The following is a 12,331-nucleotide window of genomic DNA, read 5'->3' on the forward strand; positions in this document are numbered from 1 at the left end:
CCACATAAGGAGCCCGCATGAGCATTATCACGTCCCTGATAGCCCACACCGACAACGCCGCGCAGCGCGAAAAGATGGCCTGCCTGTTAACCCGCTTATTCAACGGCGATATCGATCCGGCAGAGGTATTTACGCCCGATTACCAGCAGTTTACGGACGGTCACGCGCTTGACTACCGGGGTTTTGTCCAGCATCTGAGCCACGTCAGCTCACAGATCCGCGCAATCGCCTTTACCGTGGTGGAGATAGCCTGCCATGACGAACTTCTGGCTGACCGGCATATCGTGACGGTCACGTATCCTGATGGTCGTCAGGCAGAGATCGAGGTTTACCTGTTTGCCGCGCTGCGTGAAGGGAAAATCTGGCGGATCCATGAAGTCACGCGAGCACTCAGCGGCGATGCTGCAGATCGCACGCTGGCACACGCGACAGAATAACCTTACTCCGCCGGGCGCGGTGCGGCACTGTTATAGACCCCAACGTAACGCGCAAATTTCCCGAGAAACACGCCGGCAAACACGCCGCCGGAGACGATCGCCAGCGCGCTCATGGCGGGCTGCTGCATCGTCTGGGGAGAGACCGCGCTCATCACGCCCAGCACATACTTCACGCCGAACGCCAGCATCATAAAGGGCAGCGCGGTGTAGTCTGCCTGGCGGTAGAGGGTGCGCGGCGCATCTGCGCGGGTGATAACCGCCTGCTTAATCAGGAAATACCCCAGCGCGGCCCCGGCGAGGATCCCCGCCGTCCACAATGCGACAGTCCCGGGCGTCAGCGTGCGGTAGATCACCAGATCGTAGATATCCCAGATTAGAAATATTGCCGGAATGATGGCAAGCCTCTCCAGCGTAACGGTGGCGGGCCTGCGGGCTTTAATGCCGCGAGAGATAAGGAAGATAAACAGCACCCACACCCAGGCGGGCGTGTGCGTAACGACACCGAACAGAAATTCAAACATGGAGATCTCCATGGACGATCGCGGCCCGTGCCGCCTGAACGCGTATTGCGCATAACGGCAGGAAAACCATTATGCGCAGGTCTTTTACAGCGATTTTTTCAGGCGTTGAACCGCTTCCTTCAGCTCTTCATCCGTTGGCGTGACAAACGACATACGCAGCGTTGAATGGTCTGGCTCATTGCAGTAGAAAAATTCGCCCGGCACAAATACTACGCCGTTACTTAACGTTTTTTCCAGCCAGCGGGTGGTATTACTACCATTTTTCATATTCGCCCACAGGAACATGCCGCCCTTCGGCTTGTGGAACGACATCACATCGCCCAGCTCGGCCTCCAGCTCGGTTGCGAACGTCTGGTATTTCTGGCGATAGGCTTCGCGGATCGTTTTAATCTGATCGGGCAGACGACCGGTTTTCAGGTATTCATACGTCATCAGCTGCGACAGCGTGCTGGTGTGCAGGTCGGTGGTTTGCTTAAGGTTTACTACTGCGCGCTTCAGCCATTTCGGCACCAGCACCCAGCCCACGCGGGTCCCCGGCGCGAGAATTTTGGAGAAAGTCGAGGTATACACCACGTTCTCTTCGTTGCCGATATCTTTAGCATGGGCAATTAACGGGCGGAAAACTTCATCGGTATAATTAATTTCGCTGTACGGATCGTCTTCAATAATGACGAAATCATAGCGCTTCGATAATTCCACCAGCTGTTTGCGACGCGCCTCAGAAAGGGTTACCCCGCCAGGGTTGCCAAACGTCGGAACAATATAGACCGCTTTGATGGTTTTATTTGCCGCCAGCGCTTCAAGCTCGTCGACCTTCATGCCGTCGCCGTCGGTGCCAACGGATTCAAAATTCGCCTGCGCCAGGCCAAATACCTGCAGCGCAGCAAGATAGGTTGGACGCTCAACCACAACGGTATCGCCCGGGTTAATTAATGCACGCGCCAGCACGTCGAGGGACTGCTGTGAACCGGAGGTCACGACCACATCATCCGCCTTGCAGCGGATCCCGCGCCCTTCACAGATGCGCTGAATTTCTTCCCGCAGCCCCGGTACGCCTTCGGTCAGACCGTACTGAAAGGCCTCACCAAAATGCTGTGATAATACGGCATCAGCGGCAATTTTCAGCCCTTCGTGATCGAACAAGGCCGGGTTAGGAATCCCCCCACCCAGCGAAATGACGCCGGCCATTTTGCTATGTTTTAATAATTCACGGATGGCAGATGATTGCAGGCCCTGCGCGCTGCTGGCGAGTTTATTCACAGACATTCTTTGCATACCTTCTTTTTTTATAGTGTGCCCAATCTTAGCAGAATATGGGCGATAAATTCCGTTAGCTTAGGGAGAGGTCGTAAATCCTGACGCCACAGCAAATGCACGGGTCTCGGCGCCGGAATATACGCCTCCAGCACCCGCACCAGCCTGCCGCTTTCCAGATCTTCCGCCACCAGCACTTCCGGCTGCAGCAGCAGTCCCGCCCCGGCTCTTGCGGCCATCCGCAGCCCGTAGCCGTCGTTGCATCTTAAGACCGCGTCCCGCTTCCAGCGCACCTCGCCCTCGACGCCCGGCAGCCGCCACTCGTTGCGTGCGGTCCACACGCTGTGGGATAAGCAGAGATGATCCACCAGATCGGCAGGGGTTTGCGGCGTACCGTAGCGCGCAAGATAGTCCGGCGCGGCGCAGATCACCATCCGGTAAGGGCAGAGGTATTTCGCCACCAGATCGTCGTTGTGAATGTCGCCAATGCGAATGGCCAGATCGATACCCTCCTCCACCAGATCCACCATCCGGTTGGTGAGATCCAGCTCGATGCGCACTTCCGGGTAGCGTTGTAAAAAAGAGGCCGTAAGCGGCGCGATCGCGCTGCCGCCAAACGAGGTGGGTGCGGTCACGCGCAGGGTGCCGGACGGCACGGCGCGCAGGCGTTCCACGGCGCTTTCGGCGATCGCGACCTGCTCCAGCACCCGCTTCGCCTCGTCGAAATAGACCCGCCCGGCGTCGGTCAGGCTCTGGCGCCGCGTGTTACGCTCCAGCAGGCGGGTACCGAGCTGTGATTCCAGCAGCGCAACGTATTTCCCCACCATTACCGCCGACATCTCCAGCCGTGCCGCCGCACCGGTAAAACTGCCGCTTTCCACCACCGCAATAAAGGTCTCCATGCTGCGAAGCTTATCCATATTCCAAACCTCTGGTTAGCAATCTTCTAACTTTAGCCCAGTTTATCTGCATTTTTATTTATTAAAGAATGGAGGCTCACAACATAAGGAGTCGGCTATGAAAATCGTGATTATTGGTGCCAGCGGTACGGTCGGTCGTGCGGTAACGGAAGAGCTGAGTCGTCGCCACGAGGTCATCCGCGTTGGCCGCACGCAGGGCGACGAGCAGGTGGATATCACCTCGCAGGCGAGCGTCCAGGCGCTGTTTGAGAAAATCGGCCTGGTGGACGCGATTGTCTCCGCCAGCGGGGGTCTTTACTTTGGCCCGCTCGCGACCATGAAGGACAGCGACTTCAACCAGGGCCTGCAGGACAAGCTGCTCGGGCAGGTGCGCCTGGCGTTGACCGGCCAGCACTATCTGAACGAAGGCGGCTCTATTACGCTGATAAGCGGCATCGTGGCGCACGAGCCGATTGCCCAGGGCGTGAATGCCACCACGGTGAATGCGGCGCTGGAAGGGTTTGTCCGCGCCGCAGCCTGCGAGCTGCCGCGCGGGATCCGCATCAACCTGATTAGCCCGACGGTACTCACCGAATCCGTCGAAACCTACGACGGCTTCTTCCCGGGCTTTGAGAGCGTTCCCGCCGCGACCGTGGCGCAGGCCTATCGCCGCAGCGTGGAAGGCGTGCAGAGCGGGCGGGTGTATAGGGTGGGTTACTGAGCCTTACGGGCGGCGATCAGCACCAGCATCGGGCGCTCAGCCTCTTCGGCCAGCGCGGGCCAGGCGTCAATCTGCGCCTGCGCTGGCCCCCACTCGTTGACGTCGCTTATCGTTAATCCGGCCCCGATCAGCGCGTTAAGCGTGGTGCCGAGCGTGCGGTGGTATTTAACCACCCCGTCCGCCAGCCAGTTGCTGACGCGTTTGCCTTCATCCTGATAATGGTTCACGCCCCAGAACCGCTCGCCGTTATCGTCGGTCAGCCAGCCCTGACGGGTGGCGCAGGTGTAGATCGGGTGCTCCATTGAGAACACCAGGCTGCCGCCTGGCTTGAGCGCGCGCTGAACCCTGGCAAATAACGTATCCAGTTCCGGCAGGTAGTGCAGCGCCAGCGAGCTGTAGACCAGATCGAGGCTATTCTCGTTAAGCTTAAGAGATTCCAGATCGCTACGCTGATAGTGAATCTGTGGGTCAGCGGTAAGCTCCGCCGCGCGGGCGAGCATCTTTTCTGAGATATCGACCCCCGTGACGTCAGCAGCGCCCAGCTCGCGGGCCGCGCGGCAGAACCAGCCGTAGCCGCAGCCGAGATCGACAACCGATTTGCCGGTTAAATCCGGCAGCATACTTTTTAGCGCGGGCCACTCCGGCGCGCCGTCCAGACCCTGCACCGAGCGTGGAAGCCGGGCGTAGCCTTCAAAAAACGCCGGATTGTCGTAGATATTTTGTGCCATGGCAGATCCCTCTTTAAGAATGTGCCTCCCAGTATAAAGCATTGCCTGCGGCCTGATGCCTTCATCCCCTCTCCTACAGGGAGAGGGAGAAATGCACGTCAACCCACCGAGCCCCAGACAAGGTTGCCCTTATGGAACGTCGCGGTGCGCGGTGAAATGCGCGCCACGGCCTCGGCGGAGCAGGAAGCATCCACCAGCACAAAGCTGGCGTCGTCCTGCGCTTTCGGCCACACGCGCTCGCCTTTGTCGTTCAGCGGCAGCACGTCGCCGGTGGCAATACCGAGCGCGCGGGAGAGCGTCTGCTCGTTCGGGCGGATGTAGAGCTGAGCGTAAAGATTCGCTTTCTCCAGCATGTCCCCCAGACCGTACGGCGACCAGTGATCGATCACGCTGTCGGTCCCCGTCATTACGAACACGCCCTTCTCGCGCAGCTGCTTCAGCGGCATATGCAGGGTGCCAATCGGCACGGTGGAGGCGATGGTCACCCGCTGCGCCGCCATGCGGGTGGCGATCTCATCCACCTGCTGCTCGTTGAGCGTCGCCAGCGCGAAGGCGTGGCTGATGGTCAGCTTGCCCTTCAGCTCCGGCGTTTTCTCCACCGTCTCCACCATATAGTTCACCGCCGCCACGCCCGCCGGGCTGGTTTCATGCAGGTGGATATCCACCCCTTTGTCGTAGTCCAGCGCAATCTGGAACATGGTGTCGAGGGATTTCTCCATCGCGCCGTCGACGTTGGTTGGATCCAGCCCGCCCACGTAGTGCGCTCCGGCCTGCATCGCCTCGCGCATCAGCTTTTCGGAGTTTGACAGCAGCAGCCCGTGCTGCGGGAAAGCGACGATTTCGCAGTCAAAGCCGGGCTTACGGCGCGATAAAACCGCCTGCAGGTTTTCCAGATTCTTCAGGCCGGAGGTCGGCTCGATATTGCAGTGGCTGCGGGCGATGGTGGAGCCTTTCGACTGGATCAGATCGATCAGCTTTTCCGCGCGCTCCTGGGTGTAGGGCTGTAGCTCCGGCAGCAGCTTCTGCTCAAGGCGGATCATGTCCTGAATCGTCGTGCCCGCGGGGCGGTTCAGGGAGCGCCACGGACCGCCGTAAAAGGTTTTATCCAGGTGAATGTGCATGTCGCGCATCGCCGGGAGCATCAGCTTGCCGCCTGCGTCATAGTGCGGCAGCGTGGCGTCGGCGTGGCGCTTGTTATCGCGCAGGGCGACGATCTTCCCGTCTTTAATCTCCAGCGTTTTCAGCTCGGTGCGGGTGCTCGTCGCCACGCCGCCGTCGACGTTAAACCCGGCTTCGAGCAGCACGTTGTCCAGATAGTAATGTTTCGCGGTGATGCTCATCGGTTTGCCCGTCTCGCAGGTTGGCTTCGCGGAGTCAGCAGCATACGCGACGGATCCGGTGGCGCCAAACAGCGCGCAGGCGGTGACCATTTTGCCGCTGTGGCTGATAAATTCGCGGCGGCTTTTGTTTTCACTCATCTTATCTTCCTTCATTAACAATATGGGTGCCGGTTTCCCCGCGCAGCGCCGCGGGCAGGCTGTCCGGCGAGGTGATAATCACGCGCCTGCCGCCGTGGTGTAAAAATTCCAGCGAGGCGACGATTTTGGGGAGCATGCTGCCCGCCGGGAAGTGGCCCTCATCCCTGTAGCGCGTCATCTGCGCCACGCTGACGGTGTCCAGCGCCTGCTGGTTCGGCTTGCCGAAGTTGATGCACACCTTCTCCACGCCGGTGGTGATCGCCAGCACGTCGGCACCGATCTCGCGTGCCAGCAGCGCGGTAGAGAGATCTTTATCAATCACCGCATCGACGCTCTGGTAGTCGCCCTGCTCGCTGCGAATCACGGGTATTCCGCCGCCGCCCGCGCCGATCACCACAAAGCCTTTTTGCGTCAGCGTTTTGATGGCGTCGGCCTCAACGATGCGCAGCGGCTGCGGTGAGGCCACCACGCGACGGTAGCCACGGCCTGAATCCTCGACAAAATGCCAGTCCGGGTGTGCCTGCTGCAGCTCGTCGCGCTGCGCCTCGGTGAAGAACGCACCGATAGGTTTGGTAGGGTGAGTAAAGCCCGGATCGTTTTTATCCACCTCCACCTGCGTGACGACCGTGACCGCTTTTTGCTCCCCGCGCGCGGCCAGGCGGTTGTTGAGCGCCTGCTGGATCAGGTAGCCAATCCCGCCCTGGGTGTCCGCCACGCAGTTTGCCAGCGGGGTTAGCGGCAGCCCTTCCCGCTCGTGGGCGATTTCGGCGCGGCGCAGATCCAGCCCCACCTGGGGGCCGTTGCCGTGGGTGAGCACGATGTCATAGTCGGATGCCAGCATTTCCAGCACCGACTCTGCCACCGCTTTCACCGCCTGCGCCTGGTGTTCAATCGACTGGCTGGCGTTGTCTTTGATAATGCTGTTGCCGCCGATGGCGACGACCATAAGCTCTTTCATTTTGTGTCCTTTAGAAGGTGCGTTCTGGTGCCCTCACCCCGGCCCTCTCCCACAGGGAGAGGGGGAGTAACAGAGAAATCCAGCACATGCTTCACCACAAACATGCCGCCCATCATCAGATACGCGGTGACGAACATCAGCGAACTGCCCTCGGCAAAGCCCACCACCGGGGCATGGATCACGCCAAACAGCGCCAGCAGCGCCCCGACGGCGGCCGCAACGGCTCCCCGCAGCGGCTTGTTGATGATGGCGAAAATGGCGATACAGCCCCACAGCATGCTGGCGAGCGGCGCGCCGTTGCCGAGATGCACCAGGCCTTCGTAGTAAATTCCTTTGCTGTGCAGCACGTCGGTGCCGATCTTCGCCGCGCTGGTGCCCGCCGCCCCCATCACGCTGTTCATCATCGTCAGCGCCCAGTTGGCGATCCACGGGAATAGGCAGATGAAGATCACCGGCACCTCCACTTTGGGCGTTTCCCTTACCACCTGGTTGGCGGTAACAACACCGATAAACACCAGAATCGGCACGATGGCGGTCATCGGAATGATGGCGAGCATAAACGCCCCCAGCCCGAACAGCGGCACGATGAACATAGTCACGCCGGAGGCCAGCGTATAGCCGATGCTCGCGCCCATCGCTTTCCAGCCAGGGTGGCCAACGTAGACCGTCACCGGGAACGGGTTCCCCATCAGGCAGCCGAGCATCGACGCCAGACCGTTCGCCAGCATCACCTTACGCGTCGGGTACGCATCTCCCGCCGCGTGGGCGCTTTCGATGTTCTCCAGGTCAAAGATGTAGTTCGCCAGCCCCAGCGGCACGGCAGAGGCCAGATACGGCAGCGCGTGCGGCAGGCCCTGCATGAAGCTGTCCACGTGCACTTCCGGCGGGTTAAAGCCGAAGGATGACATGGACGCTTTAATCGCTTCCGGGCTTTGCAGGCCGGAGATCCACGCCAGTGCCGTACCGGCAATCAACAGCAGCAGACCGGTCGGGATACGGGCGAAAATCGGCTTTTTACCGAACCAGTTGATGAAGATCAGCAGCAGCACGATGAACGACACGGTCGGCGCTTCGAACGCCTGCAGCATCGGGTTCATCGCCAGCAGCAGCAGGCCCAAACCGGAGAGGCACGACAGCAGCACGGTGCGCGGGATCATCTTGCGGATGGTTTCACCGAGGAACGAACCGCCCGCGAGGATCATCGCCTCCACGAAGCACCACACCAGGCCAATCTGGATCGCGAAGTCCGCATCGCCGGTCTGCTGATAAACCGGCATCAGCACCAGGAAAGTCACGGTAAAAATCGACGGCGCGCTCGGGCCGGACGGCAGCGCGGTCACGTCCGTACGCCCGGTGGCGCGCGCCATCTGCATGCCGAACCAGGCGTAGCAAATACTCGCGACCAGCACCGCCAGCCCGAAGGCCGGCGCGATGCGTCCATAAACAATCTCCTTCGGGATGCCGACGACAAAAATGAGCAGCCCCATCATGGTCAGCAAATTGGTCAGGTTATTGGTCATCAACCCGAAATACGCCGCCCAGTCACCTCTTTTCCACTCCAGCTTCATGTTTTTCATGGATGCATGCCTTATAAAAAGTAGCGATCGCGGAAGGTCAACAGCGCCTTTTCAAAACAGCTAAACGGCGGGTGAACGATGCCCGCCCCAATCATGCCGATGCCCGCGTCTTTGTGGGCAATGGCGGTGTTAATCACCGGCAGAATGCCGCTGCCCGCGACTTTGGTGATGTCGATGGCGGTTGGGATGCCCATAAACGAGAGCAGCGGAATGGTGACGTTCGGGTTTTCGCCGAGGGTGATTTCGCGCATCTGGCGGGAAAAGTCGATGGCTTCCTCCACCGTGCCGCCCACCAGCGCAACGATTGCCGGGGCCGTCGCCATCGCAAAGCCGCCAATGCCGTAGGTTTCGGTGATGGCGCTGTCGCCGATGTCCAGCCCGGAGTCTTCCGGCTTATAGCCCGCGAACATCGGGCCAATTACCTGCTGCGCCGGGCCGGTGAACCACTGCCCCGGCAGGCCGGAAACGCGCAGGCCGAACTCGTATCCGTTACGCGCCATGGTGGTGACGATGGTGCTGTACTCAATGCCGTGCGCGGCGTCCAGCGCGGCCTTACACATCGCCATCCACGTCGGGCCGGAGAAGTAGTCGCTGCTGGCGACAAACTCGAACACCTCGCGCTGCTGCTCCACCGGATAGCGCGCCTGAATCAGCCCCGGCGTCAGCGCCTGGATCAACAGCGTGGTGCCCGCGTTGTTGCGGTTGTGGCACTCGTCGCCCATGTGCAGCGCCTGGGCCAGCATCAGGCGCAGGTCGATTTCGCCGACGATCTTCATCGCGTCGCGCAGCATCGGGCCGAGCACGTCGCGCATCCAGTTCAGGCGGTCGATCACGCTCTGGTCGTTGGCCCCCATGCGCAGGATCTTCGCCATCTGCTCGCTGAGGTTGGTGAACGCGCGGTTGCCGTAGGTTTTGTTCTCCACGATGTGCATAAACATCGACGCGGAGGTGACGCCCGCCATCGAGCCCACGCAGTCGTGCTCGTGGCACGGCGAGAAGGTAATTTCTCCGGAGGCAGCGAGCCTTGCCGCATCGTCCAGATCTTTCGCCAGCCCTTCAAACACCAGCGCCCCGGTGACCGCCCCCTTCATCGCCCCGCACATGTTCTCCCAGGCGACAGGCGGACCGGCGTGCAGAATGGTGGTGCGGGTCATGCCCGGCACAACGTTAATGGCCTGGTCATAGCCCACCAGCACCGGATGAGACTGAATAATGCGCTCAAGGGCGATTTGGTTAGCGGCGGCGATTTTCTCCGCCAGCGGTTTTTCCGCCAGTTGGTCGAGCGCTTCAACGACCTGCATATTGCCCCGTCCCGGCGGCGTCCAGTCGAGCTGGGTGACGGGAACGTGCTGTTTTTTGAGATCGTCGCTGAACATCGCAATGCCGACGTTAATCACGTTCAGCGGCTGGTTGAATAAGGTCGTCATTATGCTTTCTCCCCTTTGCAGACAAATTCGCGTGCCAGTAATCCGGTGTTGGTGCTGCTGCTGGCCCAGATGACGCCTGCGTCGGTCAGCAGCTGGCACTGCTGCGCCAGCGACTGCGGATCCTGGTCGGTGCCGAGCACGTAGCCGAGAATTTCCAGCGGACGGTTATCGGCCTTCGCGATGGCCTGCGCCTCTTTAATGGCGTCGATCATTACGCCGACCGGATCCTCGTGCGCGCCGAAGCCCAGCACGAAGTCCATCACAATTACCCCGACTTCCGGGTCGCGGGCTTCCTGCAGCAGGCGGCTGATGCGATTGGTCGGGTCGATCATCGGGTGCGGCTTGCCGTTAGTGAAATCGTCGTCGCCAAAGTCGAGGAAGGTATGGGCTTTACTGACGCTTATGTCGCTCAGGCGCTTAGCCGGATCCGGCTGGATGTTGCTGTAGACGTCGTCGAATTTCGCAAGCGCCGCGAACATCGCCTCGTCGCACAGGGTGCCGCCGCAGAACAGGCCGCGAATGTACTTCTGCTGCGGGGTCATGCGGGCGCGCACCTCTTCAATCAAAGGCCAGTTGAGCGGATGCAGATCGAGGGACTCTTTATTGATGCCGGTGAGCAGGACCGCCTTCAGGGCCGCCTCTTTGGTGCCGCGCGCAAACTGCAGGCCGTCTTCATCGGCGGGCGGTTCGCTGCGGCCGAGGAAGCAAACAACCACCGGCTTGCGGCAGGCGCGCGCGCGGGCCAGCACTTTTTCCGCTACGGCTGGCGCTGGCGGCTTGGAGATCAGCGCGATAACCAGGGTGTCCTCGTCGGCTTCCAGCATGTCGATGGCGTCGAGCATCATCAGGCCGCCAATTTTCTCGCTGAGATCGCGCCCGCCGGTACCAATCAGCTGCGACACGCCGCCGCCGAATTCGTGAATGCGCACGCTCAGCTCCTGGCTGCCGGTGCCGGATGCGCCTACGATGCCAATCGGTCCGCGGCGCACCGCGTTGGCGAAGCACAATCCCGCGCCGTTGATGATGGCGGTGCCGCAGTCCGGCCCCATCATCAGCATCCCTTTCTTATGCGCCAGCTGCTTCAGGGCCAGCTCGTCGTCGAGCGACACGTTATCGGAAAACAGCATCACGTTAAGATCGTTTTCCAGCGCCTGGCGCGCTTCGCGGGCGGCGAAGGTGCCGTTGACGGAAATCACCGCGAGGTTGCTCTCCGGCCGATGGGTTTTGGCGCTGGCAATCGTGGCGTAGCGCGCTTCATGGGTGCCGCCGCTCTCTTTACGCGTGAACAGCGCTTCGATGGCCGCCAGCGTTTCATCCTTCGCCGCGTCGCCTTTAATTACGATCATCAGGTCGCCGTTTTTGGCTTCCGCTAATTCCGGCGTTAATAGCCCGAGGTTTTTTAATACGCCTTTGTTCATTTCCGTCGCCATCGCGACAAACGCCTGCTCGACGCCCGGTAATTTATTGGCCTTGGTGGAAACGGACATTAATGAGACGGAGTCAAAATATGTGTTCTTTTTTATGACGATTTTTGTGGGCATTATTTTCTCCTGAACGCGGATAAAAGGGGGCCGCCGTCGTGCAAAATGCACGTCGGTAAAAATGCTTTTTAAATTAACGGCCAGCCGGACGCGGCTGACCGAATGCGTTATGCGCCCGCCGCCAGCAGCAGGTCAGCTATTGCATCGAAGCCTTTTTCCCGCGCCAGCTCGAGCGGAGTTTTACCGTATTTATCGGTCATGTGCGGGTTCGCGCCGTGATCCAGCAGCAGCTTCACGATCTCCTGCTGCTTCGCGCCGCCGTCGTTGAGCACGATCGCTTCCAGCAGCGGCGTCCAGCCAACAAAGTTGGTGTGGTTGACGTTGATATCCGTTTTTTCCAGCAGCTCGCGCACGATCTCCACGTGCCCCTTTTCACTGGCAGGGGTAATGCCCACGCCGCCAAAGCGCGTCAGGCGGTCGAGATCGGGATTTGCAGGAAGGACAAGGCGCAGCAGGGTGATATCGTTGGTCAGGCAGCTAATCAGGAAAGGGTTAAAGCAGGTCTGATCCTGTTTATCAATGTCCGCCCCGGCGGCAATTAATAACGCCACGCAGTCATAATGTTTTTTCAGGCTGGCAATAATAACGGCGGTTCTTTTCTGTCGATTGGTGGCGTTAATATCCACGCCTTTCTCCAGACAGGCTTTTAGCGCATCGCTATTGCCCTCTTCTGCCGCCAGCAGAAATTCAGTAACGAGTTCGTTCGCAGACATATTCAGACTCCCGATGTTTTTATTTCTGTTGACCTGAGAATAGCAACAGCCTGGTGATAAAAGAATCCGCTTAAAAA

Annotated in this window: 12 protein-coding genes; 2 read left to right on the forward strand and 10 right to left on the reverse strand. The window is 60.0% G+C overall.

The features are described from left to right. The first annotated feature begins 17 nt into the window (after positions 1 to 17). Positions 18 to 437 carry a nuclear transport factor 2 family protein gene (locus tag NI40_RS17110; RefSeq protein WP_039263434.1) on the forward strand — a complete coding sequence of 140 codons (420 nt, stop codon included), beginning with the start codon at positions 18 to 20 and terminating at the stop codon, positions 435 to 437. Between the two features lie 2 nt (positions 438 to 439). On the opposite strand, the gene NI40_RS17115 is transcribed toward NI40_RS17110, so the two are convergent. The 3 genes from NI40_RS17115 to NI40_RS17125 all read right to left on the reverse strand — a co-directional run bounded on the left by NI40_RS17115 (position 440) and on the right by NI40_RS17125 (position 3,132). Next, positions 440 to 958 carry a DUF6622 family protein gene (locus NI40_RS17115; protein ID WP_039263433.1) on the reverse strand — a complete coding sequence of 173 codons (519 nt, stop codon included), beginning with the start codon at positions 956 to 958 and terminating at the stop codon, positions 440 to 442. Between the two features lie 84 nt (positions 959 to 1,042). After that, the gene (locus NI40_RS17120; RefSeq protein ID WP_039263432.1) at positions 1,043 to 2,224 is read right to left on the reverse strand and encodes an aminotransferase-like domain-containing protein; all 1,182 of its coding nucleotides are present in this window, start codon (positions 2,222 to 2,224) and stop codon (positions 1,043 to 1,045) included. Positions 2,225 to 2,244: 20 nt separating this feature from the next. Beyond that, positions 2,245 to 3,132, reverse strand: a complete 888-nt coding sequence (locus tag NI40_RS17125) for a LysR family transcriptional regulator (protein WP_039263431.1) — start codon at positions 3,130 to 3,132, stop codon at positions 2,245 to 2,247. A gap of 97 nt (positions 3,133 to 3,229) precedes the next feature. Here NI40_RS17125 and NI40_RS17130 point away from each other — a divergent pair, with 97 nt between their 5' ends. Beyond that, the gene (locus tag NI40_RS17130) at positions 3,230 to 3,832 is read left to right on the forward strand and encodes a short chain dehydrogenase (RefSeq protein WP_039263430.1); all 603 of its coding nucleotides are present in this window, start codon (positions 3,230 to 3,232) and stop codon (positions 3,830 to 3,832) included. Here NI40_RS17130 and NI40_RS17135 read toward each other — a convergent pair. From NI40_RS17135 to NI40_RS17165, 7 genes are all read right to left on the reverse strand, one after another. After that, on the reverse strand, positions 3,826 to 4,560 hold the full coding sequence (locus tag NI40_RS17135; RefSeq protein ID WP_039263428.1) for a class I SAM-dependent methyltransferase: 735 nt from the start codon (positions 4,558 to 4,560) through the stop codon (positions 3,826 to 3,828). The genes NI40_RS17130 and NI40_RS17135 overlap by 7 nt on opposite strands. A gap of 98 nt (positions 4,561 to 4,658) precedes the next feature. Next, a complete protein-coding gene (locus NI40_RS17140; RefSeq protein ID WP_039263426.1) occupies positions 4,659 to 6,038 on the reverse strand; it encodes an amidohydrolase family protein in 1,380 nt (459 codons plus the stop codon). Between the two features lies 1 nt (position 6,039). Beyond that, positions 6,040 to 6,996: a carbamate kinase family protein gene (locus NI40_RS17145; protein WP_033146348.1), complete on the reverse strand. Its 957-nt coding sequence runs from the start codon at positions 6,994 to 6,996 to the stop codon at positions 6,040 to 6,042. After that, positions 6,993 to 8,573, reverse strand: a complete 1,581-nt coding sequence (locus tag NI40_RS17150) for a hypothetical protein (RefSeq protein WP_039263425.1) — start codon at positions 8,571 to 8,573, stop codon at positions 6,993 to 6,995. Before NI40_RS17150 ends, NI40_RS17145 begins: the two co-directional genes overlap by 4 nt. 11 nt (positions 8,574 to 8,584) lie before the next feature. Next, positions 8,585 to 10,000, reverse strand: a complete 1,416-nt coding sequence (locus NI40_RS17155) for a DUF1116 domain-containing protein (RefSeq protein ID WP_039263423.1) — start codon at positions 9,998 to 10,000, stop codon at positions 8,585 to 8,587. Then, positions 10,000 to 11,541 carry an acyl-CoA synthetase FdrA gene (gene fdrA, locus NI40_RS17160; protein ID WP_039263422.1) on the reverse strand — a complete coding sequence of 514 codons (1,542 nt, stop codon included), beginning with the start codon at positions 11,539 to 11,541 and terminating at the stop codon, positions 10,000 to 10,002. Before fdrA ends, NI40_RS17155 begins: the two co-directional genes overlap by 1 nt. 107 nt (positions 11,542 to 11,648) lie before the next feature. Then, the gene (locus NI40_RS17165; RefSeq protein ID WP_039263421.1) at positions 11,649 to 12,254 is read right to left on the reverse strand and encodes an ankyrin repeat domain-containing protein; all 606 of its coding nucleotides are present in this window, start codon (positions 12,252 to 12,254) and stop codon (positions 11,649 to 11,651) included. Between the last annotated feature and the right edge of the window lie 77 nt (positions 12,255 to 12,331).

Source organism: Enterobacter sp. E20 (assembly GCF_000801755.2).
GTDB lineage: Bacteria > Pseudomonadota > Gammaproteobacteria > Enterobacterales > Enterobacteriaceae > Enterobacter > Enterobacter asburiae_B.

Excerpts from the sequence above, each read along its gene's own strand:
- NI40_RS17110 (WP_039263434.1), top strand. The coding sequence starts at position 18 with ATGAGCATTATCACGTCCCTGATAGCCCACACCGACAACGCCGCGCAG.
- NI40_RS17115 (WP_039263433.1), bottom strand. The coding sequence starts at position 958 with ATGTTTGAATTTCTGTTCGGTGTCGTTACGCACACGCCCGCCTGGGTG.
- NI40_RS17120 (WP_039263432.1), bottom strand. The coding sequence starts at position 2,224 with ATGTCTGTGAATAAACTCGCCAGCAGCGCGCAGGGCCTGCAATCATCT.
- NI40_RS17125 (WP_039263431.1), bottom strand. The coding sequence starts at position 3,132 with ATGGATAAGCTTCGCAGCATGGAGACCTTTATTGCGGTGGTGGAAAGC.
- NI40_RS17130 (WP_039263430.1), top strand. The coding sequence starts at position 3,230 with ATGAAAATCGTGATTATTGGTGCCAGCGGTACGGTCGGTCGTGCGGTA.
- NI40_RS17135 (WP_039263428.1), bottom strand. The coding sequence starts at position 4,560 with ATGGCACAAAATATCTACGACAATCCGGCGTTTTTTGAAGGCTACGCC.
- NI40_RS17140 (WP_039263426.1), bottom strand. The coding sequence starts at position 6,038 with ATGAGTGAAAACAAAAGCCGCCGCGAATTTATCAGCCACAGCGGCAAA.
- NI40_RS17145 (WP_033146348.1), bottom strand. The coding sequence starts at position 6,996 with ATGAAAGAGCTTATGGTCGTCGCCATCGGCGGCAACAGCATTATCAAA.
- NI40_RS17150 (WP_039263425.1), bottom strand. The coding sequence starts at position 8,573 with ATGAAAAACATGAAGCTGGAGTGGAAAAGAGGTGACTGGGCGGCGTAT.
- NI40_RS17155 (WP_039263423.1), bottom strand. The coding sequence starts at position 10,000 with ATGACGACCTTATTCAACCAGCCGCTGAACGTGATTAACGTCGGCATT.
- fdrA (WP_039263422.1), bottom strand. The coding sequence starts at position 11,541 with ATGCCCACAAAAATCGTCATAAAAAAGAACACATATTTTGACTCCGTC.
- NI40_RS17165 (WP_039263421.1), bottom strand. The coding sequence starts at position 12,254 with ATGTCTGCGAACGAACTCGTTACTGAATTTCTGCTGGCGGCAGAAGAG.